Source organism: Bordetella petrii, assembly GCF_020991325.1.
Classification (GTDB): domain Bacteria; phylum Pseudomonadota; class Gammaproteobacteria; order Burkholderiales; family Burkholderiaceae_B; genus Bordetella_A; species Bordetella_A petrii_E.
Genome location: NZ_JAJMLX010000027.1, coordinates 1 through 26,452 on the forward strand (window position 1 = coordinate 1; position 26,452 = coordinate 26,452).

Below are 26,452 nucleotides of genomic sequence, written 5' to 3' on the forward strand. Positions count from 1 at the left end.
GGGTCGAGCCGGTGACCACCGGCCAGATCTACTGGGGCTCGGTGCCGTTCATCGTGATCCAGCTGATCATGGTGGCCACGGTCATGCTGTTCCCCGGCATCGTCATGCACTACAAGGCCGGTGTCACCACGGTCGACCCCAGTACAATCAAGATCGAAATCGACCAGACCTACGGCACCAGCATCTACGGCGGCGAATCGTCCGACCCGGCTGCCGCCTTCAAGTAACACCATGCGTACTCGCGTCAAGATCTGCGGTTTGACTCGCGAAGCAGATATCGCCTCGGCCGTGCAGGCCGGGGCGGACGCGATCGGCTTTGTGTTTTATCCTGGCAGCAAGCGCTACATCGAGCCCGGGCAGGCGGCCCGTTTGCGCCGCGCCGTGCCGGCCTTTGTCGACGTGGTGGCCTTGTTCGTCAACCCGGAACAGGCCGACGTGCGCGCCGTGCTGGACCAGGTGGGCCCGGATCTGCTGCAATTCCATGGCGATGAGTCCAGCCAGGAATGCAAGCGCTATGGCGTACGTTATTTGCGCGCGTTCCGCGCGGGCGCGCCGGGGCTCGACACTCCCGACAGCCTGGCCGCCGCCTGCGGCCAGTATGGCGACGCGGCAGGCTGGCTGTTCGATAGCTACAGCGCGGGTTATGGCGGCAGCGGAAAAGCCTTCGATCATGCCTTGCTGGCCGGCGTGCGGGCCAATGCCGAGGCGCGGCCGCTTGTCTTGTCGGGCGGCCTGAATGCCGACAATATCGGGCCTGCCATCCAGGCCATCCGCCCCTGGGCCGTGGACGTCAGCAGTGGCGTGGAGCACGCGCCGGGCCAGAAGTCGCCCGAGAAAATCCAGGCCTTGATGCGGGCAGTGCGTGACGCCGACGCCAGCTTGCGGGGCTAAATAAAACCCTATATAATCTTTCTTCTTTGCAGGCGGTTAGCTCAGATGGTTAGAGCGCTACGTTGACATCGTAGAGGTCGTTGGTTCGATTCCAATACCGCCTACCAGAATATTCTGGCAAGTGCCCGCAGGCACAGCCAAAGCAAGCCGCCTCAGTCTTCGACCAGGCGGTTTTTTGTTTTTGCGCCACCGGGCGCGGTGCCGTTTAACAAGGCACGCACCTCGGCCTCTAGTTCGCGCAAAATGGCATAGACAGGTTGGCAGGCATCGGCGATGCGCCGGGAGTCTTCCGTGCGCAGGGCTTCCGTCAGGGTGTCCAGATGGCGCGATGCGTCGCGGTCGGCGCTAAGAAAGCTGACTGTGCCCTTCGCCCGATGCACCTGCTGCCGTGCTTCGGCGAGGTCGCCGGCTTCAATGGCCTGGCGTATGGCGGCCAAGTCGGCGTGGGTGTGTTCCAGGGCGTTTTCCAGCAGGGCTTGTCGGGCGTGAGGCTCAAGGTTGTAGGTGAGCAAGGTTTTGATGTGAATCATGGGTGGATCAGGGGCCAGCCTTGTGCGCAAACTTTTCGTTCAAATAGAGTGCCAGGGCCAGGTCGTCGGACAGGCCCAGTTTTTTCATGGCACGCCGTTTATGGGTACTGACGGTTTTCTTGCTGCGCAGCAGGCGGGCGGCCACCTGGGTTACCGACAAGCCTTGCGCGATTTGGCGCAGCACTTCGATTTCGGCGGTGGTCAGGCGCGTGTCTGGATGCAGGGGCTTGGCAATCCGTAAGGCGCCGTTCTTGTAGGTAAGAAAACCGTGCGTGCTTGGGTTGCATGCGGCGCGGATGATTTCCACCAGCGCAGGCAGCGAGGCCGACTTGGGCAGATAGCCATTGGCGCCCGCCCGGAAGGCGGCGTATTCGGTTTCAAGCGGAGCTCCGGCCGAGAAGGTAATGATGGCCATGTCGGGGTGCTTGCGCCGCAGGCGGCGGATGTAGTCCATGCCGTCCCAGGCCTGCTTGGGTAGGTAGAAGTCGATGACCGCCACGTCGCAGGGTTGGCGTGTCAGGCCATTGAGCAGCGTATCGGAGGCGGTTTCGGCGTGGACGATGTCGAAATCGGGCTGTGTACGCAGATAGGCGGCAACGCCCAGCGTGATGACGGGGTGGTCGTCCAGGATGGCGATGCGCACCCGGTCGGTGGAGCCCGACAGCAGCATGTAACGCCGGGCGCCGGCATCGGGCAGGGCAGCGGGAACGGAGGGCTTGAAGGCCGAGGAGGCGGGCATGGTCACGGTACTTGGCTGGCAGCATCAAAAGCTGTGCCGAAAAATTTGTTAACAAGCGTACCGAAGACCTGTCCGGTTCGGAGCAAGTGCTGCATAAATAAGACCTGTCTGGCTGCCGGCAGTTTCCGGTGCCGTCCAGGGATTTCCGGCCGGCTTTGTCCGGGCGCGGGCCCCGGGCAGGCGGAGGCTGCCGGGGGTGCTACAATGTTTGACGATCGGTGCGCGTACCTGCGTGCCGCGCCCAGGTGGCCAGCGCATGAATCTTCGCCAGACACGAACTACGACCGGAAACTTTCGCCCCATGTCGCGTTAAGTTTTACTCAGCGGTCGGTTCCTCCGTGCCAGGCAAACGGCAGGCCACCAGCAAGCAACCAGACGAAACGCGGCGCATAGCCGCGTTTGTCGTTTCTTCCGCAGGAATTTCTCGATGGTACAGATCACATTGACCGATGGTTCGCAGCGTGAGTTCCCGGCACCCGTCACGGTTGCCGAGGTCGCGCAATCCATCGGCCCCGGCCTGGCCAAGGCTGCGCTGGCCGGCCGCGTGACGCTGCCGGGCGGCGAGCCACGGCTGGTCGACACCAGCTATCGCCTGGACCAGGACGCCCAGCTGGCCATCGTGACCGCCAAAGAGCCCGATGGGCTGGATCTGATCCGCCATTCGACGGCGCACTTGCTGGCATATGCCGTCAAGGAACTGTTTCCCGATGCCCAGGTCACCATCGGGCCTGTCATCGACAACGGGTTTTATTACGACTTTTCGTACAAGCGGCCCTTCACGCCCGAAGATTTGCAGGCCATCGAAAAGAAGATGGCCGAACTGGCCCGCAAAGACGAGGTTGTTACACGCGAAGAATGGACGCGCGACGACGCTGTCGCGTACTTCAAGAGCATCGGCGAAGCCTACAAGGCCGAAATCATCGCCTCGATCCCGTCCAACGAAACGCTCAGCCTGTACCGCGAAGGCGACTTCATCGACCTCTGCCGGGGGCCGCACGTGCCGTCCACGGGCAAGCTCAAGGTCTTCAAGCTGATGAAGGTGGCCGGGGCATACTGGCGCGGCGACAGCAACAACGAGATGCTCCAGCGCATCTACGGCACCGCCTGGGCCACCAAAGACGAGCAGGAAGCTTATCTGCACATGCTCGAAGAGGCCGAGCGCCGCGACCACCGCAAGATCGGCCGCGACCTGGACCTGTTCCACTTCCAGGACGAGGCGCCCGGGCTGATTTTCTGGCATCCCAAGGGCTGGGCGCTGTGGCAGCAGGTCGAGCAGTACATGCGGGCCGTGTACCGCGACAATGGCTACCAAGAGGTCAAGGCGCCGCAAATCCTCGACCTGTCCCTCTGGAAAAAAACCGGCCACTGGGACAACTACCGTGAAAACATGTTCACGACCGAATCCGAAAACCGGGTTTACGGGCTGAAGCCCATGAATTGTCCTGGCCACGTGCAAATCTTCAATGCCGGGCTGCATTCGTATCGGGAATTGCCCCTGCGCTACGGCGAGTTCGGCCAGTGCCATCGCAACGAACCGTCGGGTTCGCTGCACGGCATGATGCGGGTGCGGGGTTTCACGCAAGACGACGGCCACATTTTCTGTACCGAAGACCAGTTGCAGGAGGAATGCGCCAGTTTCACGGCCCTGTTGCAGCAGGTTTACCGCGATTTCGGTTTTTCCGATGTCTTGTACAAGGTGGCCACCCGGCCCGAGAAGCGCATCGGCAGCGACGAAATCTGGGACAAGGCCGAATCCGCCCTGATGGAAAGCCTGCGCGCCACGGGCTGCGAATTCGAGATCTCGCCCGGCGAGGGCGCGTTCTATGGCCCCAAGATCGAATACACCCTGAAGGACGCCATCGGGCGCCACTGGCAGTGCGGCACGATCCAGGTCGATTTTTCAATGCCTGTGCGGCTGGGGGCCGAATACGTCGACGCCCAGGATCAGCGCCGTCCGCCGGTCATGTTGCACCGGGCCATTCTCGGTTCGCTCGAGCGTTTCATCGGTATGCTGATCGAAAACCATGCGGGTGCCATGCCCCCCTGGCTGGCGCCGATGCAGGCCGTGGTGTGCTGCATTTCCGAACATTCCGCCGATTATGCGGCGCAAATAACACAAACCCTGAAAAAACAAGGCTTTAGGGTTCAGTCCGATTTGCGTGGTGAAAAAATCACTCGTAAAATCCGCGAGCACAGCCTGCAAAAGGTGCCGTACATCCTTGTCGTGGGCGACAAGGAAAAACAGAATGGCACGGTTGCCGTCCGCGGCCTGGGGGGGCTGGATCTCGGAGCCATCGCGCTCGATGATTTCATCTCCCGCCTGGCCCAGGACGTCGCAATGCGCCGTGACGTCAGCCAACCCGATAGCAGTGCCACTTAAATCTTTTAGGAGTCGTCAACATCGCCACTGAAAAAGCCAATCGCATCAACGGTGAAATCCGTGTCCCCGAGGTGCGCCTGATAGGACTGGACGGAGAACAACTGGGCATCGTCAAACTGGCCGACGCCTTCCGTCTTTCTGAGCAAGCCGACGTCGACCTGGTCGAGATCGCACCCAATGCCGATCCCCCGGTCTGCCGATTGATGGACTACGGCAAGTTCAAGTACCAGGAACAAAAGCGCCAGGCTGAAGCGCGCGCCAAGCAGAAGGTCATCCAGGTCAAGGAAGTGAAATTCCGCCCGGCGACCGACGAAGGCGACTACCAGGTCAAGCTGCGCAATCTGCGCCGCTTTCTGGAAGAAGGCGACAAGGCCAAGGTCACGCTGCGTTTCCGTGGCCGTGAAATGGCCCACCAGGAACTTGGCATGCGGGTGCTGGAGCGTGTGCGCGACGACCTGACCGAACTGGCCCAGGTCGAAGCCATGCCCAAGCTCGAAGGGCGCCAGATGGTCATGGTGCTGGCGCCGCGCAAGAAAGCCGCCACCGGCAAGGGCGATACGGCAGGCTGACCCCGTGGCGCAACCCCCCGCCGCCTGCGGCGTGGGGCCTGCGCCGGTTGGCCGGCGCAGGCCGTCCATTTACGCTACGATGTCGGTTCGGCGCGCTGATGCTTGGCACGGCGCGCGACCGGGATATCCATACGATGCATGTCTTATTTGTTATCGACCCCTTGCCGCGCCTGAAGGCCTACAAGGACAGTTCGGTTGCCATGATGCGCGCGTTGGTGGCGCGTGGACATACGCTCAGCGTGACCCTGCAGGGAGACCTGTTCATCGACGCCGGGGTCGTGCAGGCCCGCGCTACCCCCATTGAACTGGTGCCGGACGCCGATCTGCACGGGCCCGACTGGTGGCGCGACACGGGTGCCGCGCAAGATGCGCCGCTGTCGCGTTTCGATGCGGTGCTGATGCGCAAAGACCCTCCATTCGACATGGAATACGTGTATTCCACGCACATGCTCGAATACGCCCAGGGGCAGGGGGCCAAGGTGTTCAACGACGCCGCGGCCATCCGCAACCACCCCGAAAAACTGGCCATCACCGAGTTCACCGAGCTGGCTGCCCCCACACTGGTGACACGCGACATGGAGCGGCTGAAGGCCTTCCATGAAAAGCACCAAGACGTCATTGTCAAGCCGCTGGACGGTATGGGGGGCACGGGTATTTTCCGCCTGCAGGCTGGGGAACCCAACTTGAATGCCATCCTGGAAACGCTCACCGACAACGGCGCGCGCACCATCATGGCGCAGCGCTACATTCCGGAAATCGTCAAGGGCGACAAGCGCATCCTGCTGATCGGCGGCGAAGCGGTGCCCTACGCGCTGGCGCGCATTCCTCTGGCGGGCGAAACCCGGGGCAACCTGGCGGCCGGCGGCCGTGGCGTTGCGCAGCCGCTGTCCGAGCGCGACCGTGAAATCGCCGCCATCGTGGCGCCCAGGCTGGCGGCGCGCGGGCTGTTGGTGGTGGGCCTGGACGTCATCGGCGATTACGTCACCGAAGTCAACGTCACCAGCCCCACCTGTTTTGTGGAAATCGCCGAGCAAACCGGCTTCGATGTGGCGGGCCTGTTCGCAACCGCCCTGGAACGCGCGGCGGCGTAAAGGCAAAGCCATGACCGGCATCGTCATCGTCGTGCACGCGCCGCTGGGCGAAGCCATGCGCGAGTTCGCCCAGCACGTGCTGGGCGAGGCCGGCAGCCCCATGGCCGTGCACGACATCCAGCCCGACGAGGCGCCCGAAAGCAGGGTGCCCGACGTGTTGCGCGACATACGCGCAGCCGACACCGGCGATGGTGTGCTGGTGCTTACCGACCTGATCGGCGCCACGCCGGCCAATATTGCCAAGCGCGCGGTGTCCGGCGCACAGGCCGAAGGCACGCAGTGCTGTGTGGTGGCGGGCCTGAATACCTCGATGCTGCTGCGCGCCCTGACTTCGCGGCACCTCAGCCTGGCCGAAACCCGCGAGAAAGCCCTGGCGGGTGGCGTGCAGGGCTGTCTGCGCGTAGACTGAGCCGCCGTTTTTTGCCCTATTATGTCGAGGCATGGCACGACCCCCATGACGGCACGCGGTGCCCGTGGCGGGAATGCTCCTGTGGAGCTGTGATTACCTGATTTTTATGCCGACTTCCGACATCATCATTTCCAACAAGCTAGGCCTGCATGCACGTGCCGCCGCCAAGCTGACCCAGCTGGCCAGCAAGTTCGGCAGCGAAATCTTCATCTCGCGCGGCGCGCAGCGTGTCAACGCCAAGAGCATCATGGGCGTCATGATGCTGGCGGCCGGCAAGGGCGTCACCGTCCGTCTCGAAGCCTCGGGCGGCGACGCCGACCAGGCACTTTCAGAAATCCAGACTCTGTTCGACAGCAAATTCGGTGAGCACGAATAGCACGCGTTCCGATTCTTCCGCTGCCGGCGTTCCCGGCTGCGCAGTGGTGGCTTTGCATGGCAAGGGCGTGGCGCGCGGCTACGCCATCGGGCGTGCGGTCGTCCTGGGAGCCGCCTCGCTTGAAGTGGCCCACTATCGCATCGCGCCCGAAGATGTCCAGGCCGAAAGCGAGCGCCTGACCCAGGCGCTGTCCGCCGCGCAGGCCGACCTGCTGCACATGGCCGACACGCTGCCTGCCGATGCGCCGCGTGAACTGGGCGCCATGCTGAACGTGCATCGCCTGTTGCTGGCCGACCCGCTGCTGGCGGAGCAGACCCGCGCCCTGATCGCCGAGCGCCACTACAACGCCGAGTGGGCGCTGGCCGCGCAAGGGCAGATCCTGGGCGAGCAGTTCGACGCCATGGAAGACGAATACCTGCGTGAACGCGGGGCCGACGTGCGCCAAGTGATCGAACGGGTGCTGCAGGTGCTGTCGGGCAGCACAGCCATACTGCCCGAGGCAGGCGACCTGGACGGCAACGATCCCCTGGTGGTCATTGCGCATGACATTTCCCCGGCCGATATGCTGCGCCTGCGCGGTGCCCGATTCGCGGCCTTTGCCACCGACCTGGGCGGCCCCACCTCGCACACGGCCATTGTGGCGCGCAGCATGGGGGTGCCGGCCGTGGTGGCGCTGGGCAATGTGCGCGACCTGGTGCGCGACGGCGACACCGTGGTGGTGGACGGCGCCGCGGGCGTGGTGCTGGTGAACCCCTCGCCGGGCATGCTGCAGGAATACCGCGAACGCCATGTCGCGTACATGGCCGAGCGTGCCGAACTGGCCCTGCTGCGCGACGAACGCGCCGTCACGCTCGATGGCATCGATATCGTCCTGAACGCCAATATTGAATTGCCCGACGAGGCCGCTGCCGCAGCGGCAGCGGGCGCCGACGGCATTGGCCTGTTCCGCAGCGAATTCCTGTTCATGGGCAGGCAGAAACTGCCCGACGAAGAAGAGCAATACCAGGCCTATGCCTCCGTGGCGCGCGTGATGGGCGGGCGGCCCGTTACCATCCGCACCCTGGATATCGGCGCGGACAAGACACTGGACGACGAAGCCACGGTGGCCACCAATCCGGCCCTGGGGCAGCGGGCCATACGCTATTGCCTGGCGCGTCCCGAAATGTTCGCGACGCAGTTGCGGGCCATTCTGCGGGCATCGGCGCATGGGCATGTGCGCCTGCTGCTGCCCATGGTGACGCACATGCATGAAGTCACGGCCGCGCTGGCTGCCATCGACGCGGCCCGGCGGGACCTGGACGCGCGGGGCCAGGCCTATGCCGAACGCCTGGAGGTGGGCGCCATGGTCGAGGTGCCGGCCATCGCCATTGCCATCGAACCGTTCGCGCAGGCGCTGGATTTCCTGTCCATCGGCACGAACGACCTCATTCAATACACCCTGGCCATCGACCGTGGCGACCACGATGTGGCCAGCCTGTACGACCCGCTGCATCCGGCGGTGCTGCGCCTGGTTGCCAATACCATCAACGCCGGCGTGCGGGCGGGCAAGCCCGTGGCCGTCTGCGGTGAAATGGCGGGCGATGCGCGCCTGACCCGCCTGCTGCTGGGCCTGGGGCTGACCGAATTCTCCATGCATCCGCAGCAACTGCTGGACGTCAAACGCGAGATCCGCCGTGCCCACAGCAACGATCTGCGCGTCAAGGTGGCTACCGCGCTGAACCGGGCCCTGCCGGTCGACCTGGACCTGCTGGGGCAGGGCTGAACCTGCCCCGGCGAGCTTCAGGCATCGGCGACGTCGACCACCAGCTTGCCGAAGTTACGGCCCTGTAGCAGCCCGATGAAGGCTTGCGGGGCGCGCTCCAGCCCCTGCACGCGGTCTTCGCGGGTCTTGATGCGGCCCGCGGCTATCCACGCCGCCATGTCCTGCCTGAAGGCGTCGAAGCGGTCGGCGTAGTGATCCAGGATGATGAACCCCTGCATGCGGATGCGCTTCTGCAGGACGGTTTCCATTACGCGGGGCAGGCGATTGGGGCCGGCGGGCGGTTCCTGGTCGTTGTAGTGCGCGATGATGCCGCATACTGGCACCCGCGCGCCGATATTCAGCAACGGCACGACCGCGTCGAACACGGCGCCGCCGACATTCTCGAAGTACACGTCGATGCCATCCGGACAGGCGGCGGCCAGGCGCGAGGCCAATTGGGGGTCATGCCTGTCCAGGCAGGCATCCAGGCCCAGCTCGTCCACTGCATAGCGGCATTTGTCGGCGCCGCCCGCGATGCCGATCACCCGCGCTTTCTTCAGCTTGGCCAGTTGGGCCACCACCGAGCCCACGGCTCCCGTGGCGGCGGCCACCACCACGGTTTCGCCCGGCTGCGGGCCGCCGATGTCCAGCAGCCCCACATAGGCGGTGAATGCCGGCATGCCCAGGGCGCCCAAGGCCAGGGACGGCTGCGCCAGGCTGCCCAGCGCAAGCAGGTCCTGGCCGTCAGACAGCGCGTAGTCCTGCCAACCGGCTTCGGCCAGCACCAGGCCGCCTTCGCGAAAGCCGGGGTGGCGCGACTGAATGATTCGGCTGACGGTGGCGCCCACCATGGTCTGGCCCAGCGGAACCGCCTGGGCATAGGCCGGCCCGATTTTGTCCATCAGGTTGCGCATGTAGGGGTCCAGCGACAACGACAGCGTGCGCAGCAGCAATTGTCCATCGCCAGGAGTGGGCACGGCGGTTTCCTCCAGGCGGAAATCCCCTGGCGTGGGCAGGCCGCGCGGATGGGCGGCCAGGACGATGCGGCGGTTGATGCGGTCGCTTTGCGGCATGGAACAGACTCCAAATGGGGACAAAGTGGGCCTTCTGGCCCGATTCGCATGGATACAGATAGTAGGTGGGCGCACCGCCGGGGCAGCTTCCCGCCCGGACACCAGTGTGGTTTCTAGTGAATGATGCAATGCACAAAAAATGACTGAAAAATGGCATTGGCTGGCCCGGGAAGGCCCTTATGTTCCCTTCTTGCGGCGATTTTTTGCAGGAATAATTTATGTTGTGCCGCAAAAAGAATAGGCCTAAGATGATTCTGCGTGGTTCCCTTTCATTCTTCTCAAGGAGTTGGTCATGGAAGAATCCACAAGCAGGGCCGCAACACCGGGCACACCGGCACGCGGGGCGCCATCGGGCTGGCGCCATCTTTGGCTACGGGTGAACAACTTCCTGGAAGCAATCGGCGAGGTGCTGCACGGCATGGACGAAGCCCGCAACATGCACCCCACGATCTCGGCATTCCGCGATCCCCGACGCTGAACTGGCCAGCTTCGTTCGGCCAGGCAAGATGCCAGCTCGCGAGCTGGCATCTTGTTATCCGGGAGGGCGGCGATAATGGGGCCTGTACCGGAGGCCCTTGCATGCTCGTCATTGATACCGAACAAACCCGCCGCGTCCTGGAATTTCCCGCCGTCATTGCCGCGCTGCGCGAGGCCTTCCGGGCCGGCGCCAGTGTGCCGCCACGCCATGTGCATGCGATTGAATGCGGGGACGCCCAAGGCACATCATTGATCATGCCGGCCTGGAACCAGCAGGGCTATTTTGGCGTAAAGGTCATTAACATCTTCCCCGGCAACACCGGCCAGGGGTTGCCCGGGCTGCATGCCGTCTACACCCTGTACAGCGCGCGCACGGGCGTGCCGCTGGCGCATGTGGATGGCGACGTCGTCACGGTGTTCCGCACGGCTGGCGCGGCAGCATTGGGGGCATCGTACCTAGCCCGGCACGATGCGCGCGTGCTGCTGATCGTGGGCTCGGGCCGCATTGCCGGGCTGTTGGCGCAGGCCATGCGGGCCGTGCGCCCCATCGAGCGGGTGCTGGTCTGGAATGTGCGGCCGGCAGGCGCGCGGGCGCTGGCGCAGTCGCTGGCCGCACAGGGTTTCGATGCCCAGGCGGTAGATGCCCTTGAACCGGCGGTACGCCAGGCCGATATTGTCAGTTGCGCCACCCTGTCCACGCAGCCGCTGGTGCTTGGCGCCTGGCTGCGCCCGGGCACGCACCTGGACTTGATCGGCAGTTTCAAGCCCGACATGATAGAAACCGACACTGCCTGCTTTGCCAATGCCGAGGTCTACGTCGACACGGCCGAGGCGCCGACCAAGTCGGGGGATTTGTTGGCGGCCTTCGAGGCCGGCACGCTGGTGCGTTCCGACATACGGGGCACGCTTGCCGACCTGATCGAAGGGCGCGCCCCAGGTCGCCGCGGCGATGGCGATATCACCGTGTTCAAGGCGGTGGGCAGCGCGCTGGAAGACCTGACGCTGGCCGCGATGGCCTATGAGGCCCACGCGCCGGGCGGGGTGGGTGTACCTGGGGCAAAATAACGCCTTATTCCGTCGCTGACGATATTTCTTCAACACCTTGCCGGACATTCGCCATGCCCAATCCACTGCTACGCCTGGCCGCCATAGCCGCCACCATTTTGCCGATGCTGTCCTGGTCGGCCCAAGCCGAAGTCGTGATCGGTATCGACGTGTCGACCACCGGCCCTGCCGCCGCCATCGGCATCCAGACCAGCAATGCTCTGCGCCTGTGGCCGTCCACCCTGGGCGGCCAGCCGGCGCGCTATGTCGTGCTGGACGATGGCACGGACGTCAGCCGCGCCGTGAAGAATCTGCGCAAGCTGACATCGGAAGATAAGGTGGACGCCATCGTCGGCCCCAACATCACCGCGGCGGCGCTGGCCGGCCTGGATGTGCTGGCCGAAACAGGCACCCCCATGGTGGCGCTGGCGGCCTCGGCCGTCATCGTGCAGCCGGCCGACGACCCCAAGCGCCGCTGGGCCTTCAAAATGCCCCAGAACGATTCACTGATGGCCACCGCTCTGGTCGAGGACATGCGTGCCAAGGGCATCAAGAACGTCGCATTCATCGGTTTTGCAGACTCCTATGGCGACAGCTGGTGGGCCGAGTTCAACAAGGCCGCCGGCGGCGACATCAAGCTGGTGGCGCACGAGCGCTTCCAGCGCACCGATGCCTCGGTGATGGGCCAGGTGCTGAAGGCCATGGCGGCCAAGCCCGATGCGGTGCTGATCGCGGGGTCCGGCACGCCGGCAGCCCTGCCGCAGAAAACACTGCTCGAACGCGGCTACAAGGGGCCCATCTACCAGACGCACGGAATAGGCACGCTGGAATTCCTGCAGGTGGGCGGCAAGGATGTGGAGGGCACACTGTTCCCCACGGGCCCCGGTGTTGTGGCGCGCGAATTGCCGGACAGCAACCCGGTGAAGAAGGTGGCCGTGGCCTTTGCCGACAAGTACGAAGCCGAGCATGGGCCGAATACCTTGACGCAATTCGCCGGCGATGCCTATGGCGCCTGGATGTTGCTCGATTCCGCGGTCGCCCGGGCCTTGAAAACGGGTGCCAAGCCGGGTACGCCTGAATTCCGGGCGGCGCTGCGCGATGCCCTGGAAAGCACGCGCGACCTGATCGTGCCCAACGGCGTGCTCAATATCACCAAAACCGATCACCAGGGTTTCGATGAGCGCGCGCGGGTCATGGGGGTGATACGAAACGGACGTTTTTCCTACGCTCAGTAACAGCGTTGTTACGCGGAGCGAGGGGGCGATTCCGCCCTTTACGCCCGCGTGGCAAGGCTATGCGGCGAGTCCGGGCAGGCCATGGCCTGCTTTTTTGTCGCTATATACTTTGTGCTCAAATAATTAATTGACGTACTATTTCGCGTGAATTGGTTTTGTACATAAATATTTTCGATAAGGGAGTGGCGCATGACACGCATACTGAACACAACGAAATGGGCTGTGCTGGCGTTGAGTCTCGGGTTGATGGCGGCGTGCTCCGACTCCGGTTCGGATGACGAGGCGGCCAAGCCCGCCGCCAGCGATCCGCCCGCCGCGCAAAGCACGCTGGCGGCGGCCAAGGCGGCCGGCAAGATCCGCATCGGTTATGCCAACGAGGCCCCCTATGCCTATATGGATAGTGCGAAAAACCAGATTACGGGAGAATCCGTCGAGATCGCCCGCGTGGTGCTCAAGCGCATGGGCATCAACGAAGTGGAAGGGGTGCTGACGGAATTCGGCTCGCTGATTCCCGGCCTGCAGGCCAAGCGTTTCGACATCATTGCCGCGGGCATGTACGTCACACCCGAGCGTTGCCAGCAGGCCGCGTTCTCGAATCCCACCTATGGGGTGGGCGAGGCGTTCCTGGTGCAGAAGGGCAACCCCAAGAATCTGCACAGCTACGAAGACATTGCCAAGCAGGACGGCGTGAAACTGGGCGTGGTGGTGGGGGCCATCGAAGGCGAGTACGCCCGCAAGATGGATATTCCCGTGGACCGCGTGGTGGTGTTCCCGGACGTGGTCAGCGCGCTGTCGGGCGTGCAGGCGGGCCGCGCCGACGCCTATGCCGCCACGGCCATGACGGTGAACGACCTGATGAACAAATCGGCGGTGGGCGACCTGGAAAAAGCCGATCCCTTCACCGACCCCGTCATCGAGGGCAAGAGCGTGCGTGGCTACGGCGCCTATGCCTTCCGCCAGGACGACCAAGAGTTCGTCGACGCGTTCAATGCCGAACTGGCCAAGCTCATCGGCACCGAAGAACATGCCAAGATTGTCGAGCCCTTCGGCTTTACCAAAGACGAATTGCCGGGTGATGTGACGGCCGCCAAGCTGTGCGCGGCTGGTGGCCAGTAACACGTGGCCGTCTCGATGGAAGGCATGCTCACGCTGCTGCCGCCGCTGCTCGATGGCCTGACGATGACACTGCGCATCACAGTGGGGGCGGCCCTGCTGGCGGTGCCCTTGGCCTTGGCCGCCGGCCTTGCCCGACTGTCGCCGCAACGGTGGATCAGTTGGCCGGCGCTGGCCTACGTGGAAGTATTCCGCGGCACGTCGGCGCTGGTGCAGCTGTTCTGGTTCTATTACGTGCTGCCGCTGTTCGGCCTGAAGCTGCCGGCGGTGACGGTGGGCATCGTGGTGCTGGCGGCCAATGCCGGCGCCTACGGCGCCGAAGTGGTGCGCGGCGCCATCCTGGCCGTGGCCGCCGGGCAGCGCGAAGCCGCTACCGCGCTGAACATGACTTCGGCGCAGGCCATGCGGCGCATCGTGCTGCCGCAGGCCTTTCCTGCCATGCTGCCGCCCGCCGGCAATCTGCTGATCGAACTGTTGAAAAACACAGCGCTGGTTTCGCTGATCACCATTACCGATCTGACGTTCCGCGGCCAGATGCTGCGAGCCGAAACCCTGCGCACGACTGAGATATTCGTCTTGCTATTGCTGTTGTATTTTGCGGTGGCGCTGGTCATTACCGCGGGTATCCGCCTGCTCGAGCGGAGGTTCCGAGTCCGATGAATCCCATTTTCGATTGGGCGTTCGCCTGGGAAATCCTGCCCGTGCTGGGGTCCGCCCTGGTCATCACGGTACAGGCAACGGCGCTGGGCATGGCCCTGGCCATCGTGCTGGGCCTGGTGCTGGCCATGCTGCGGCGCGTGCGCTCGCGCTGGATATCGGCACCGGTGGCGGTGCTGATCGAGTTCGTGCGCAGTACGCCGCTGCTGGTGCAGATGTATTTCCTGTTCTATGTGCTGCCGCAGAGCGGCGTGCAGATGTCGCCGCTGACCACCGGCATTCTGGCTTTGGGCGTGCACTATGCCGCCTATTGCGCCGAAGTCTACCGGGCGGGCATCGAGTCGGTGCCGCGCGGCCAGATCGAGGCCGCCACGGCCCTGAACATGTCGCCCTGGCGCACCTCGATAGGCGTGGTCCTGCCGCAGGCCATTCCGCCAGTGGTGCCGGCCCTGGGCAATTATCTGGTGGCCATGTTCAAAGACACGCCGCTGCTGTCCGCCATTACGGTGGTCGAACTGCTCCAGCGCAGCAAGATCATCGGGTCGGCCACATTCCGCTATACCGAGCCGCTGACCCTGGTGGGCGTGCTGTTCCTGGTGCTCAGCCTGGTGGCGGCATGGGGAGTGCGCCGTCTGGAAGCCTGGCTGAAAAAATTCGGAGGTACACGATGAGCGCGAGCATTCGCCTGAATAATTTGTGCAAGCGCTACGGCGATCTGGAGGTGCTGCGAGGCATCAACCTGGAAATCCCGGCCGGCCAGACGGTGTCGGTCATCGGCCCGTCGGGCTCGGGCAAATCCACGCTGCTGCGCCTGCTGATGACGTTGGACCGGCCCAGCAGCGGCGAGATTTTCATCGATGACGAATCGATGTGGGTGGATGCGCAGGGCCGCAGCGTGGGGCCCAATTCCGCGCACCTGCGGCGAGTGCGCGGCAAGATCGGCATGGTGTTCCAGCACTTCAATCTGTTCCCGCACAAAACCGCGCTGGGCAATGTGATGGAAGCCCCCGTGTATGTGGCGGGGGTGCCGCGCGCCGAGGCAGCCGAGCGCGCCAAGGAATACCTGGAACTGGTGGGCCTGGGCGACAAGCTGGATTCGTATCCGGCCCAGTTGTCGGGCGGACAAAAGCAGCGGGTGGGCATTGCGCGCGCGCTGGCGATGCACCCGGAAGTCATGCTGTTCGACGAAGTGACCTCCGCGCTGGATCCGGAACTGGTGGGGGGGATTCTGCAGATCCTGCGCGACCTCGCCGCCAAGCGCACCATGACGATGATCATCGTCACGCACCAGATGAGTTTCGCCGAACGCAGCTCGGACCGCACCCTGTTCTTCGACCAGGGCAATATTGTCGAAGACGCTGAATCGAACGTGCTGTTTTCCAAACCGCGCGAAGAGCGTACCCAGCAATTCCTGCAATCGGTGATCGAGGCGGTGTAAGTCCGTTGCAGCTGGCCGTGCGCTTGCCGCGCGGCGTGCCATGAAGGAAAAGGGCGGGGCCCGGCATCCAGGATGCCGGGCCCCGATTGCGGCGATTCGCCGGCGTATTTTCAGCGTGTCATTGCAGTTTGCCGTAGGCCTGCTGCAGCCCCGCGTGCAGGGCTTCGGCGAAATCCGGGCGCGTGGGATCCAGCCCGGCCATCAGGCGGGCGAGCACCACGTTGTCTTCTTCGCCCTGCCAGATTTTCACGTAAGTGCCCGCCTTGTAGCCGTTTTCCTGGCGGAAGATGTTCAGGACGTTCTTGGACACATACTGGGTGAAAGCATCGTTCCACGTCAGTTCGCAGCGCGCCATGGTGCATTCCAGCGTTTTGTAGCTGGCCCGGCCGCACACCGCCAGCCCGCCGATCAGCTCCAGCAACTGCGGCACGTCGAGTTCGTCCAGCCGGTGCGTCTGGCCGTCCAGCGCAATGGCGGGCGGCGATGCCAGGTCGCCCACCAGCATGTGGGCGGCTTCCTCGGCCGAGCCGCCAGCGGTCACCAGCGTGTGCGACAGGTAAAAGTGCAGGATGTCGACCAGTTCCATCTGCACTTGGGGCAGGTCGATGGTCTGCTTTTTCCACCATTTCCAGCCGTAGTGCTCGAGCGCTTCGGCGGATTCAACGAATGCCGCGCGCAGGAAGCGGGCGCCGCCATCTATCCATTGCGGGTTGATGATGCTGTTGAGGCGGTCCTGCAATTTCAGCATGGTTGCCGCCTGGGCTTCGGTCAGCCCGGCTAGGGTATCGCTCACGTTTGCTCCGCAAATCTGATTCGTAGGCGTGGTCGCCATGGGGCGGAAATGTTAGCACCAAGCGGCCTTTCGCCCGGGCCGGCCGTCAGGGCCGGCTTTTCCGGCCGGCGGGCAATGTGGACAGCGGGGGCAGGCTGGGCAGGGCCGCGCGCTGGGCGCCCCGCATGCGGCTGCCGCCCCTGAGCAGCATGAAGGCGCACACGCCCAGGAAAATACCGGGAACCAGTTCGTCGAACTCGAACGACGGACTGTCCAGCACGTCGAACACAATGCCGGCGGCATGCCATGCGGCGACCACGCCCGCGATGGTCAATACCAGCGCCACGCGGCGCCGGCTGGACCGGGCGGCCAGCGTCGCAGGGGACCCGGTATCGGCGGACGGGCCGTCGGGCGAGGTACTGGCCGGGACGGGCATGGGCATGGCTGCGGGGTCTCGCGGGCCGAGTTCGGCCTGCCGCTTGCTGCGGGCCGCCCGAGCCGCGCGCGGCGGTACCTGGCCCGGGGTGACGCCCGCCTGGCGATTCAGCATTTCAATATAGCGCACGAAATCGCCGTCTTTGGGTTCGCCATCGATGGCCATGAGTCACATCCTGTGGAAGGCCGCCCGGACGGCCGATGCGGTATCTTAACGCCTGCGCGTTGCGGTGCGGCCGGACAGGCCGCGCCGCATCGCGGTTCTCTACGGCAAGACTCCGACTGACGATATGGATTCCCTGACACAAGCGATGCTGGGCGCCGGCATCCAGGGCACCTTGATGGGCCGTTACCAGGGCCGCAAGGCCCTGCTGTATGGCGGCCTGCTGGCCACGTTGCCCGACCTGGATGTGCTGATGCACTATCCAGATCCGGTTTCACTGATGACCTATCACCGCGGGTTTTCCCATTCGGTGTTCGTGCTGACCGCGCTGGCCGCCGTGCTGGCCTGGCTGGTGCGCAAGAAATGGCCGGATGCGCCCTATAGTGGCGGGCGGCTGTTCATGACCCTGCTGCTGGTGCTGGTGACACACCCCATTCTGGATGCTTTCACGGTATATGGCACCCAGTTGTTCTGGCCCCTGCAAAGCATTCCTGAAAGCTGGTCCGCCCTGTTCATCATCGACCCGGTATATACGCTGCCGCTGCTGGGCGCGGTGCTGGGGGCCGCGCTGGTGGGCTGCACGGCGCGGGCGCGCCGGGTCCTGGCGGCCGCGCTGATCTTCAGCACGGCCTATCTGGGCGTGTCGATGGCGGGCCGCTGGCATGCCGAAAGCCGCGTGGCCCAGGCCTTGCGGCAGCAGGGCGTGCATCCGGCCGCGGTACTGGCCACCCCCATGCCTTTCAATACGCTGCTGTGGCGCGTCATTGCCAAAGATGGCCAGGGTAATTATTACGAAGCCGTCAGCGGATGGTTCGACCGCAACCTGCCCGAGATGGTCCGCTTGCCGCTGCATCTTCCGCAGGCGGACGTGCTGGCGGGGGTGCCCCTGCACGAACGGCTGCGCTGGTTCACCAATGACTGGCTCCGCTACGATGTGCTGGACGACGCCCTGGTCGTGACCGACCTGCGCATGGGAGTGGCGGGGTATTACACCTTCCGCTTCGTCATGGCCGAGCGCGACGCCGCGGGACAATGGCGCGTGGTGACGCCGCGCCGCTGGGCGAGCGGCCGGGGCGGATGGCCACAGATGCAATTGATGCTGGCGCGTATCCTGGACAGCGGCACGCCGCTGCCCCTGGCCAACTGGGCCGAGCACGCCACGCGCTTCAGGCCCGCGCCCTGAACGCGTCGCCGGCATCCGGGGGTCAAAGCCGGATGCCGGGCTCGTGCTTGATGGTCTGCATCACGATGTGGGTATAGAACGCCTGCACGTTGTCGTCATGCTCGAACAGGCGTTCAGCCAGGGCCAGGTAGCCATCCATGTCGCGCATATGCACCACCAGCACGCAACTGATATCGCCCGTGACCATATAGCACTGCGTCACCGACGCTTCGGCGCGCACGCGCGCCATGAATGGCTGGCGCCGCGTCGCGCCATGGTGCGTGAATTCCACCGTGACGATCGCCGACAGCCCGTGGGCAACCTGCGCCGGGTCGACCACTGCCACGATGCGGCGGATGGCGCCGGCCTTCTTCAGGCGCTGGATGCGCCGCAGGCAGGCCGAGGGCGACAGGCCTACGCGGGCCGCCAGGGCGGCATTGGACAGGTCGGCGTCGCGTTGCAACTGCGCCAGGATGCGGTGGTCCAGGGTGTCTAGTTCCATGCGCAATATTTGTGCGTAAAAATTCTAAATTAGCACAATAAAATCGCGTTTTGCACAATCAAATGCAGCCCGATTTCGCCCCGATTGGCTATGCTGGCGCCAGCCATCGGGCTGTTTCTTTTATCTGGAATTCACCGTGTCCTACCTGCTGAACCTGCTGCGCCGCAGCCGCCGTCTGTTCATAGTCCTGATCAAGGTCATGCTGCCCGTCATGGTGCTGGTGCAACTGGGGCAATGGCTGGGCTGGGTCGACATGCTGGGGCGGTTCATCGCTCCAGCCATGGCGTTGCTGGATTTGCCGCCACAGGCGGGCATGATCTGGATAGCGGGTGTGTGCCTGGGTGTCTATGGCGCCATAGGCGCGCTGATCGGCCTGGCGCCCGGGTTGGATCTGAACGCGGCGCAACTCAGCGTGCTGTGCTCGATGATCCTGTTCGCGCATGGCCTGCCGGTAGAACAGGCCATCGTGCGGCGGGCGGGGGCCAGTTTCTGGGCCACCGCCGGCCTGCGGGTGGCTGCCGCGCTGCTCTATGGGGCGGCGGTGGCCTGGACGTGCCGCTGGGCGGGCTGGCTGCAGGAACCGGTGTCGCTCGGCTGGCTGCAGAGCTCGGCCCTGGCCGCCGACGCGCAGGCCAGCGGCATGCTGGGCTGGCTGCAAGGCACGGCCATGTCGCTGTTGTTCACTTATGGCGTTATCGTGGCCCTGCTGGTGCTGCTGGATGTGTTCGAACGCACGGGCATCACGCGCGCTATCACCGCCTTGCTGATGCCCCTGTTGCGCCTGTCAGGCCTGAATGCGCGCGTGGCGCCGGTAACCACGGTGGGCGTGTTGCTGGGCCTGAGCTATGGCGGCGCCTTGATCATCGAAGAGGCCGATAAAAGCCAGTTGTCGGCGCGCACGCGGTTCCTGGCGCTCACCTGGATATCCCTGTCGCACTCGCTGATCGAAGACACGGCCCTGCTGCTGACGCTGGGCGCGGACATCTGGATCATTCTGGTGGGACGGGTGCTGCTGACGCTTGCGGTCGTGGCGTTGCTGGCTCGGCTGATCAAGGGCGATGGCCCGGCCGACCTGAGGCTGAGCCCGGCGGCGGGCTAGGGTTCGGTCAACTGAAGGCAGCCTGCGCAGGCCCGATGCAGGCCGCGGCGGATCAGCGGGCGGGCAGGCGGGCCGCGATCTCCGCTATCAGCCGCCGTGCCGCGTCCAGTTTGGACCCGGGCGGCAGGGGGTGCGTGCCGTTGGCGTCGAACAGTACCAGTTCGGTCGTGTCGGCGTCCATGACCTTGTGGGCCAGGTTGCCCACCAGCAGCGGGATACCCTTGCGGACACGCTTGGCCTCGGCATGTTCGGCCAGTTTTTCCGTTTCGGCGGCGAAGCCCACGCACCAGGGGCCTTTGGCCAGCTTGGCCACTTCGGCCAGGATATCGGGATTGGGTTCGAATTCCATCAGCGGGGCGCCGCCGCCTTCACTGGTTTTCTTCAGTTTCTGCGCACTGACATTTTTCACACGCCAGTCGGCCACGGCTGCTACGGCAATAAAGACGTCGGCGTCGTGCGCGTTGGCCATGACGGCGTCGTACATCTGGCGGGCGGTGTTCACGGGCAAGGCCGTTACCCCGCGCGGCAGGGGCAGGGCCGTGACGCCGGTGATCAGCGTGACCCGCGCACCGGCCTCGCGCGCCGCGCGCGCCAGCGCGTAGCCGGTCTTGCCGGACGAGCGATTGCTCAGCACCCGCACCGGATCCACCGGTTCGGACGTGGGGCCGGCGGTCAGCAGAATGTGGCGGCCGGCCAGTATCTTGGGCTGGAAGAAGGCGATCAGGTCGGCCAGCAATTCGTGAGCTTCGAGCATGCGCCCATCGCCGGTTTCGCCACACGCCTGTTCGCCGGACGCGGGCCCCAGCACGGCGACACCGTCGGCGCGCAACTGGGCCACATTGCGCTGCGTGGCCGGATTGGCCCACATTTCGCGGTTCATGGCGGGCGCCACCAGCAAGGGGCAGGCGCGTGCCAGGCACAGCGTCGACAGCAGGTCGTCGGCCAGGCCATGCGCCAGCTTGGCCATGAAGTCGGCGCTGGCGGGGGCCACCAGCACCGCGTCGGCGCCGCGCGTCAGCTCGATATGCGCCATATTGTTGGCGATGCGTGCATCCCAGGCATCGACGAACACCGGCCGGCCCGCCAGGGCCTGCATGGTGACCGGCGTGATGAACTGGGTGGCGGCCTGGGTCATGACGACATCTACCACCGCACCCTGTTCGGTCAGGCGGCGCACCAGTTCGGCGATCTTGTAGCAGGCAATACCGCCGGTCAGGCCTAGGACAATGCGTTTGCGGGCGAGGTCGAGCATGATGGAAACCGAGATTGCGGATTCCGCCATTATGCGGCAAAAAACCGGCGGGGCGTCTTGAAGCCCGGCGGCGGTGCTGCGCCGGGCCGGCCGCGTTCAGGCGCGCGGCTTGCGCGCGCGCAGGATCTCATCCAGCACCAGCAGCACGGCGCCGCAGGTAATGAACGCGTCAGCCAGGTTGAAGGCCGGGTAGTACCAGTCGTTCCAGTAGAACAGCAGGAAGTCGACGACATGGCCATAGGCCATGCGGTCGATCACGTTGCCCAGGGCGCCGCCCAGGATCAGGGTCAACGCCAGGCAGAAGCGCCGCTGCGCCGGGTGGCGGCGCAGCAGCCACACGATGACTACCGCGGCCACCAGGCCCAGGGCGGTGAAGAACCAGCGTTGCCAGCCGGCCTGCGAGGCCAGGAAGCTGAAAGCCGCGCCGCGGTTGTACATCAGCGTGAAGTCGAATACCGGCAGCACATTCAGGCGCTGGCCGTATTCGAATGCCGCGTCGAAATACAGCTTGGTGGCCTGGTCCAGCACGATCAGCAGCACGGCCAGCCCCAACCAGTGGCCCAGGCGCGGCGCGCGGCCGGGGACGGCGAGCGGCTTGTCGGATACAGCGGGTGCCATCGTGTCAGGCCTTCTCGCGCGGCTCGCCCGAGCCGAACAGGTTGGACACGCAGCGGCCGCAGATCTCGGGGTGGTCAGCATTGCTGCCGACATCCAGGCGCCAGTGCCAGCAGCGTTCGCACTTCTTGTGGCCCGAGGGCGCAATGTCGATGCGCAGTTCGCCGTTGCCTGCATGCACACTGGCACGCGAGACGATCAGCACGAAGCGCAGGTCGTCGCCCAGGCTTTCCAGCGTGGCGCGGTCGTCACCATCGGCGTACAGGTCGACTTCGGCCTGCAGCGACGACCCGATGCCGCCCGCGGTACGCACTTCTTCGAGCTTGCGCTGCACCTCGGCGCGGATGGCGCGCAGGCGAGCCCATTTTGCCGCCAGGGCGTCGGCATCGGCGTAGGGCGGCAGGGCGTGGTAGACCTCGGTAAAGATCGTGACGCGCGCGGCATCGGCTTGGTGGCGCAATGCCGAATCGGCCAATACCTTCCAGGCCTCTTCGGCGGTGAACGACAAGATGGGCGCCATCAGCTTCAGCAGCGCCTGCGTGATGTCCAGCAGGGCGGTTTGCGCCGAACGGCGCGCCAGGCTGTCGGCCGCCGTGGTGTACAGGCGGTCTTTGAGAATGTCCAGGTAGAACGCGCCCAGGTCTTCCGAGCAGAATGTCTGCAGGCGCGACACAGCGGGATGGAAATCGTAGCGTTCGTAGTTTGCCTGCACTTCGGCCTGCATCTGCGCCGTCATGGCCAGCGCATAGCGGTCGATCTCGAACAGTTCGCCATACGGCACCGCCTGGTTCACCGCATCGAAGTCGGCCAGGTTTGCCAGCAGGAAGCGCAGCGTGTTGCGGATGCGACGGTAGCCTTCCACCACGCGCTTCAGGATTTCATCGGAGATGGACAGTTCACCCGAGTAATCGGTGGATGCCACCCACAGGCGCAGGATCTCTGCGCCCAGCGAGTCGGACACCTTCTGCGGAGCGATGACATTGCCCACCGACTTGCTCATCTTGCGGCCCTGGCCGTCGACCACGAAGCCGTGCGTCAACAGCGCCTTGTAGGGCGGCTGGCCGTACAGCATGCAGCCGGTCAGCAGCGACGAATGGAACCAGCCGCGATGCTGGTCCGAGCCTTCCAGGTACAGGTCGGCCGGCCATGCCAGTTCGGCGCCGTGCGAGCCGCCCAGCACCTGGTCTTTACCGCCCAGGACGGTGGCGTGCGTGGTGCCGGAATCGAACCATACGTCGAGCGTATCGCGGTTCTTTTCGTATTGGCCGGCCTCGTCGCCCAGCAGTTCGCGCGGGTCCAGCGACTGCCAGGCCTCGATGCCGTGCTGCTCGACGCGCTGCGCGACCTGTTCCAGCAATTCCGGCGTGCGCGGATGCAGGGCGCCGGTTTCCTTGTTCACGAAGAACGCCATGGGCACGCCCCATTGGCGCTGGCGCGACAAGGTCCAGTCGGGCCGGTTGGCGATCATGGCGTGCAGGCGTGCGCGGCCCCAGGATGGATAGAAGGCCGTGGCGTCGATGCCCGCCAGCGCGCTGTCGCGCAACGTGGGCCCGCCATCGGCGGGCTGGACGTCCATGCCGGCGAACCACTGGCTGGTGGCGCGGTAGATGACTGGCGTCTTGTGGCGCCAGCAATGCATGTAGCTGTGCGACAGCTTGTGCATGTCCATCAGCGAGCCGGCTTCTTTCAGGGCCTCGACGATGCGGGGGTTGGCGTCCCAGATGGACAGCCCGCCGAACAGCGGCAGGCTTTCGGCATACTTGCCGTCGCCCAGCACGGGGTTCAGGATGTCATCGTCGGGCAGCCCATGGGCCTTGCAGGACACGAAGTCTTCAATGCCGTAGGCGGGCGCCGAGTGCACCACGCCGGTGCCGGCGTCCAGGGTGACGTAGTCGCCCAGGTACACCGGCGAGGTACGCGCATAACCAGGATGGGCGGCCGCCAGCGGATGATGGAAGCGCAGGTTTTCCAGGTTGGCGCCGGGAGCCGTGGCGATGATGTCGCCTTCCAGCTTCCAGGCCTGCAGGCAGGATTCCACCCGTTCCTTGGCCAGCATCAGCAGCGGGCCATGGGCGGGCGCGGGGCTGACACGCACCAGCGCGTATTCCAGCTCGGGGTGTACGTTCAGCGCCTGGTTGGCCGGAATGGTCCAGGGCGTGGTGGTCCAGATGACCACGGCGCCGTCGTCGACGCTGTCCAGCCCGAAAGCCGCGGCCAGGCCGGGCTTGTCGGCGAACGGGAAGGCCACGTCCACCGCCGGATCGACGCGGTCGGCGTATTCCACCTCGGCCTCGGCCAGCGCCGAGCCGCAGTCAAAACACCAGTTCACGGGTTTCAGGCCGCGAAAGACGTAGCCTTTCTGCAGAATGCCGCCCAGCGCCCGGATTTCATTGGCTTCATTGCTGAAGTTCATGGTCAGGTAGGGGCGGTCCCATTCGCCCAGCACGCCCAGGCGTTTGAAATCCTTGCGCTGCCGGTCGATCTGTTCCAGCGCGTAGGCGCGCGCCTTGGCCTGCACTTCGGTAACGGGCAGGCGCTTGCCGAATTTTTTCTCGATCTGGATCTCGATCGGCATGCCGTGGCAGTCCCAGCCTGGCACATAGTGCGCGTCGTAGCCGGCCATGTTGCGGCTTTTGACGATGATGTCTTTCAGGATCTTGTTGACCGCATGGCCGATATGGATGTCGCCGTTCGCGTACGGCGGCCCGTCGTGCAGCACGAACCGCGGCCGGCCGCGGCTGGCGGCACGGACGGCCTGGTAAATATGGTTCTCTTCCCATTGGGCAACCCAGGCGGGTTCGCGCTTGGCAAGGTCGCCCCGCATCGGGAAAGCGGTGTCGGGCAGATTGAGGGTTTTTTTATAGTCCATGAACGGCAAGATAAGCGCGCGCGTTTTGCGCGTCTTCGGCGATGGCGGCAGTCAGGGAAGGGATGTCGGGAAACTTTTCTTCGTCCCGCAGCTTGTGCAGGAACTCGATCCGCACGAGTTTACCGTATGCGTCGGCCGGGCCATCGAGCAGGTGCGTTTCGAGCAGCACGCGCCCGTGGTCTTCAATGGTGGGGCGTACGCCCAGGCTGGCGACGCCCGGCCGGGGAGCGTCGCCCAGGCCCAGCACGCGCACCACATAAATGCCCGAGCGCGCGGCGCAGCGCGGCGCCACGCGCAGGTTCATGGTGGGGAATCCCAGCGTGCGGCCCAGTTTCTGGCCGTGAATCACGTGGCCGCTGATCTGGAACGGCCGGCCCAGCAGGTGCTGGGCGCGGTCCAGGTCGCCCACCGCCAGCGCCGTGCGCACTTCGGAACTGGACACCCGGTGGCCGTGCCGGTCGGTGATGTCGGCCAGGGTCTGTACCTCGAATCCATGCACCATCCCGGCTTCGCGCAGCAGGTCGATGTCGCCGCTGCGCTTGCGGCCGAAGCGGAAGTCTTCGCCGACCAGCAGCCAACGGGTCTGCAGGCCCTGGACCAGCAGGTTCTCGATAAAGGCGTTGGCCGACATTTCCGCCAGGCGCGCGTCGAAGCGTTCCACCACCACCCGCGCCATGCCCTGGCACGCCAGGGCCTCGAGCTTGTCGCGCAGGCCCGAAATGCGGGTGGGAGCCAATTCCGGGCGCTGGTTCAGCGTGGCAAAGTACTCGCGCGGGTGGGGTTCGAAGGTCATTACCGCGGGCAGCAGCCCGCGTTCGTTCGCGGCTTGCCGCACGCGCGCCAGAATGGCCTGGTGCCCGCGGTGGACGCCGTCGAAATTGCCGATGGTCAGCGCGCAAGGCGCCCGTTGCGCGGGCGGCGGCGCGGATCGATAAAGTTGCAGCAAGGTTTTCACGACCGAGAGTTTACAATTTTGGGTTGGTTCGCCCTTGGAATATCTCATCTTGCCCGCTTCTCCCCCTTCTACGCGCCGCCTGGTCATCCTGATCTCGGGGCGCGGCAGCAACATGCAAGCCCTGGTACAGGCCTGCCGCGATCAGGCGTGGCCAGCCACGGTCAGCGCCGTCATCGCCAGCCGGCCCGACGCCGCCGGGCTGCAGTGGGCGCGCGAGCAGGGCATCGCTACCCAGGGGCTGTACCACAAAGACTTTCCCAGCCGCGAAGCCTTTGACACACAGCTGGCCCGTGAAATCGACCAATACCAGCCCGACTACGTGCTGCTGGCCGGCTTCATGCGCGTGCTGACGCCGGGTTTTGTCAACCATTACGCCGGGCGGCTCGTGAACATCCATCCTTCACTGTTGCCTATGTTTCCCGGGCTGCACACTCATGCGCAGGCCCTGGCCACGGGGGTCAGGCTGCACGGTTGTACGGTGCACTTCGTGACCCCCGTGCTGGATCACGGCCCCATCATCGCGCAGGGCTGCGTGCCGGTGCTGGGCGGCGACACGCCCGAGACCCTGGCCGGGCGCGTGTTAGCGGTCGAGCATCAGGCTTACCCCGCCGCGGCGCGCTGGCTGGTGGAAGGGCGGGTGCGCCTGACACCGGACCAGCGCGTCGAAGTCGACGGCGAGCCGCAACGTCTATTCATGGGGGCATAGGCGGCCCGCCGTGCCCTCCGGTAGTCTGACTGGTCGCGGCGCCCGCCGCGCCCCCATTGGAAGCATCATGAACAAGAACTCCGCCTCCCGGCCGCGCAGCGCCGGTTCTTCTGCCTCGAACCGTTCCGGCGCGGCGGCCCGCGGCGGCGCGCGCCGCCC

The 26,452-nt window shown here is 65.0% G+C and carries 27 protein-coding genes, 1 tRNA gene and 1 pseudogene; 19 read left to right on the forward strand and 10 right to left on the reverse strand.

Annotated elements, in window-relative coordinates; genetic code table 11:
* The 3 genes and pseudogenes from LPZ50_RS04780 to LPZ50_RS04790 form a co-directional block, all read left to right on the forward strand.
* A pseudogene (locus LPZ50_RS04780) lies at window positions 1–227 on the forward strand (C4-dicarboxylate ABC transporter); the annotation flags it as partial.
* A gap of 4 nt (window positions 228–231) precedes the next feature.
* Window positions 232–891 carry a phosphoribosylanthranilate isomerase gene (locus tag LPZ50_RS04785; RefSeq protein ID WP_230658253.1) on the forward strand — a complete coding sequence of 220 codons (660 nt, stop codon included), beginning with the start codon at window positions 232–234 and terminating at the stop codon, window positions 889–891.
* Window positions 892–921: 30 nt separating this feature from the next.
* A tRNA-Val gene (locus tag LPZ50_RS04790) sits at window positions 922–998 on the forward strand.
* Between the two features lie 45 nt (window positions 999–1,043).
* On the opposite strand, the gene LPZ50_RS04795 is transcribed toward LPZ50_RS04790, so the two are convergent.
* Both LPZ50_RS04795 and LPZ50_RS04800 read right to left on the reverse strand, forming a co-directional pair.
* On the reverse strand, window positions 1,044–1,421 hold the full coding sequence (locus LPZ50_RS04795) for a hypothetical protein (RefSeq protein ID WP_230658256.1): 378 nt from the start codon (window positions 1,419–1,421) through the stop codon (window positions 1,044–1,046).
* Between the two features lie 7 nt (window positions 1,422–1,428).
* Window positions 1,429–2,160, reverse strand: a complete 732-nt coding sequence (locus LPZ50_RS04800) for a response regulator transcription factor (RefSeq protein ID WP_230658260.1) — start codon at window positions 2,158–2,160, stop codon at window positions 1,429–1,431.
* A 427-nt stretch (window positions 2,161–2,587) separates the two neighbouring features.
* Between LPZ50_RS04800 and thrS the strand changes: the two genes are divergently transcribed.
* The 6 genes from thrS to ptsP all read left to right on the forward strand — a co-directional run bounded on the left by thrS (window position 2,588) and on the right by ptsP (window position 8,747).
* Complete coding sequence (gene thrS / locus LPZ50_RS04805) at window positions 2,588–4,540, forward strand: threonine--tRNA ligase (protein WP_230658263.1); 1,953 nt, start codon at window positions 2,588–2,590, stop codon at window positions 4,538–4,540.
* Between the two features lie 20 nt (window positions 4,541–4,560).
* The gene (gene infC / locus LPZ50_RS04810; RefSeq protein ID WP_230658318.1) at window positions 4,561–5,109 is read left to right on the forward strand and encodes a translation initiation factor IF-3; all 549 of its coding nucleotides are present in this window, start codon (window positions 4,561–4,563) and stop codon (window positions 5,107–5,109) included.
* Window positions 5,110–5,243: 134 nt separating this feature from the next.
* Entirely contained in the window at window positions 5,244–6,200 is a 957-nt protein-coding gene (gene gshB / locus LPZ50_RS04815) for a glutathione synthase (protein ID WP_230658266.1), read from the forward strand.
* 10 nt (window positions 6,201–6,210) lie between these two features.
* Window positions 6,211–6,609 carry a PTS sugar transporter subunit IIA gene (locus tag LPZ50_RS04820; RefSeq protein WP_230658269.1) on the forward strand — a complete coding sequence of 133 codons (399 nt, stop codon included), beginning with the start codon at window positions 6,211–6,213 and terminating at the stop codon, window positions 6,607–6,609.
* Window positions 6,610–6,715: 106 nt separating this feature from the next.
* Window positions 6,716–6,985, forward strand: a complete 270-nt coding sequence (locus LPZ50_RS04825) for an HPr family phosphocarrier protein (protein ID WP_230658272.1) — start codon at window positions 6,716–6,718, stop codon at window positions 6,983–6,985.
* A gap of 52 nt (window positions 6,986–7,037) precedes the next feature.
* Window positions 7,038–8,747 carry a phosphoenolpyruvate--protein phosphotransferase gene (ptsP, locus tag LPZ50_RS04830; protein WP_268903215.1) on the forward strand — a complete coding sequence of 570 codons (1,710 nt, stop codon included), beginning with the start codon at window positions 7,038–7,040 and terminating at the stop codon, window positions 8,745–8,747.
* 17 nt (window positions 8,748–8,764) lie between these two features.
* On the opposite strand, the gene LPZ50_RS04835 is transcribed toward ptsP, so the two are convergent.
* Window positions 8,765–9,799 (reverse strand): NADP-dependent oxidoreductase, encoded by a 1,035-nt coding sequence (locus tag LPZ50_RS04835; protein WP_230658275.1) that lies wholly within the window; start codon window positions 9,797–9,799, stop codon window positions 8,765–8,767.
* Window positions 9,800–10,091: 292 nt separating this feature from the next.
* On the opposite strand from LPZ50_RS04835, the gene LPZ50_RS04840 reads away from it, so the two are divergent.
* The 7 genes from LPZ50_RS04840 (at window position 10,092) to ehuA (ending at window position 15,763) form a co-directional block, all read left to right on the forward strand.
* Complete coding sequence (locus LPZ50_RS04840) at window positions 10,092–10,277, forward strand: XRE family transcriptional regulator (protein WP_230658278.1); 186 nt, start codon at window positions 10,092–10,094, stop codon at window positions 10,275–10,277.
* A 101-nt stretch (window positions 10,278–10,378) separates the two neighbouring features.
* Complete coding sequence (locus tag LPZ50_RS04845; RefSeq protein ID WP_230658281.1) at window positions 10,379–11,341, forward strand: ornithine cyclodeaminase family protein; 963 nt, start codon at window positions 10,379–10,381, stop codon at window positions 11,339–11,341.
* 53 nt (window positions 11,342–11,394) lie between these two features.
* Window positions 11,395–12,555, forward strand: a complete 1,161-nt coding sequence (locus tag LPZ50_RS04850; protein WP_230658284.1) for an ABC transporter substrate-binding protein — start codon at window positions 11,395–11,397, stop codon at window positions 12,553–12,555.
* 189 nt (window positions 12,556–12,744) lie between these two features.
* Entirely contained in the window at window positions 12,745–13,671 is a 927-nt protein-coding gene (gene ehuB, locus LPZ50_RS04855; protein WP_230658286.1) for an ectoine/hydroxyectoine ABC transporter substrate-binding protein EhuB, read from the forward strand.
* 24 nt (window positions 13,672–13,695) lie between these two features.
* A complete protein-coding gene (gene ehuC, locus LPZ50_RS04860) occupies window positions 13,696–14,328 on the forward strand; it encodes an ectoine/hydroxyectoine ABC transporter permease subunit EhuC (RefSeq protein ID WP_419195566.1) in 633 nt (210 codons plus the stop codon).
* The gene (gene ehuD / locus LPZ50_RS04865) at window positions 14,325–14,996 is read left to right on the forward strand and encodes an ectoine/hydroxyectoine ABC transporter permease subunit EhuD (protein ID WP_230658289.1); all 672 of its coding nucleotides are present in this window, start codon (window positions 14,325–14,327) and stop codon (window positions 14,994–14,996) included. The genes ehuC and ehuD overlap by 4 nt, the downstream gene beginning before the upstream one ends.
* Window positions 14,993–15,763, forward strand: coding sequence for an ectoine/hydroxyectoine ABC transporter ATP-binding protein EhuA (gene ehuA / locus LPZ50_RS04870; protein WP_230658292.1), 771 nt, complete (start codon window positions 14,993–14,995; stop codon window positions 15,761–15,763). The genes ehuD and ehuA overlap by 4 nt, the downstream gene beginning before the upstream one ends.
* A 118-nt stretch (window positions 15,764–15,881) precedes the next feature.
* On the opposite strand, the gene LPZ50_RS04875 is transcribed toward ehuA, so the two are convergent.
* Together LPZ50_RS04875 and LPZ50_RS04880 are read right to left on the reverse strand one after the other, a co-directional pair.
* Window positions 15,882–16,511: a dUTPase gene (locus LPZ50_RS04875; protein ID WP_230658327.1), complete on the reverse strand. Its 630-nt coding sequence runs from the start codon at window positions 16,509–16,511 to the stop codon at window positions 15,882–15,884.
* 130 nt (window positions 16,512–16,641) lie between these two features.
* A complete protein-coding gene (locus LPZ50_RS04880) occupies window positions 16,642–17,136 on the reverse strand; it encodes a hypothetical protein (protein WP_230658295.1) in 495 nt (164 codons plus the stop codon).
* Window positions 17,137–17,260: 124 nt separating this feature from the next.
* Here LPZ50_RS04880 and LPZ50_RS04885 point away from each other — a divergent pair, with 124 nt between their 5' ends.
* The gene (locus tag LPZ50_RS04885) at window positions 17,261–18,316 is read left to right on the forward strand and encodes a metal-dependent hydrolase (RefSeq protein WP_230658298.1); all 1,056 of its coding nucleotides are present in this window, start codon (window positions 17,261–17,263) and stop codon (window positions 18,314–18,316) included.
* 22 nt (window positions 18,317–18,338) lie between these two features.
* Here LPZ50_RS04885 and LPZ50_RS04890 read toward each other — a convergent pair whose 3' ends face one another.
* Window positions 18,339–18,797 carry an Lrp/AsnC family transcriptional regulator gene (locus LPZ50_RS04890; RefSeq protein WP_230658302.1) on the reverse strand — a complete coding sequence of 153 codons (459 nt, stop codon included), beginning with the start codon at window positions 18,795–18,797 and terminating at the stop codon, window positions 18,339–18,341.
* 136 nt (window positions 18,798–18,933) lie between these two features.
* Between LPZ50_RS04890 and LPZ50_RS04895 the strand changes: the two genes are divergently transcribed.
* Window positions 18,934–19,896: a hypothetical protein gene (locus LPZ50_RS04895; protein ID WP_230658305.1), complete on the forward strand. Its 963-nt coding sequence runs from the start codon at window positions 18,934–18,936 to the stop codon at window positions 19,894–19,896.
* 52 nt (window positions 19,897–19,948) lie between these two features.
* Here LPZ50_RS04895 and coaBC read toward each other — a convergent pair whose 3' ends face one another.
* From coaBC to LPZ50_RS04915, 4 genes are all read right to left on the reverse strand, one after another.
* Complete coding sequence (gene coaBC, locus LPZ50_RS04900) at window positions 19,949–21,148, reverse strand: bifunctional phosphopantothenoylcysteine decarboxylase/phosphopantothenate--cysteine ligase CoaBC (RefSeq protein ID WP_230658308.1); 1,200 nt, start codon at window positions 21,146–21,148, stop codon at window positions 19,949–19,951.
* A gap of 96 nt (window positions 21,149–21,244) precedes the next feature.
* Window positions 21,245–21,766, reverse strand: a complete 522-nt coding sequence (gene lspA, locus LPZ50_RS04905) for a signal peptidase II (RefSeq protein ID WP_230658310.1) — start codon at window positions 21,764–21,766, stop codon at window positions 21,245–21,247.
* A gap of 4 nt (window positions 21,767–21,770) precedes the next feature.
* The gene (gene ileS / locus LPZ50_RS04910) at window positions 21,771–24,632 is read right to left on the reverse strand and encodes an isoleucine--tRNA ligase (protein ID WP_230658313.1); all 2,862 of its coding nucleotides are present in this window, start codon (window positions 24,630–24,632) and stop codon (window positions 21,771–21,773) included.
* Window positions 24,622–25,635 (reverse strand): bifunctional riboflavin kinase/FAD synthetase, encoded by a 1,014-nt coding sequence (locus LPZ50_RS04915; protein WP_268903213.1) that lies wholly within the window; start codon window positions 25,633–25,635, stop codon window positions 24,622–24,624. Before LPZ50_RS04915 ends, ileS begins: the two co-directional genes overlap by 11 nt.
* A 1-nt stretch (window position 25,636) precedes the next feature.
* Between LPZ50_RS04915 and purN the strand changes: the two genes are divergently transcribed.
* Window positions 25,637–26,293, forward strand: a complete 657-nt coding sequence (gene purN / locus LPZ50_RS04920; RefSeq protein WP_268903214.1) for a phosphoribosylglycinamide formyltransferase — start codon at window positions 25,637–25,639, stop codon at window positions 26,291–26,293.
* The last annotated feature ends 159 nt before the right edge of the window (window positions 26,294–26,452 follow it).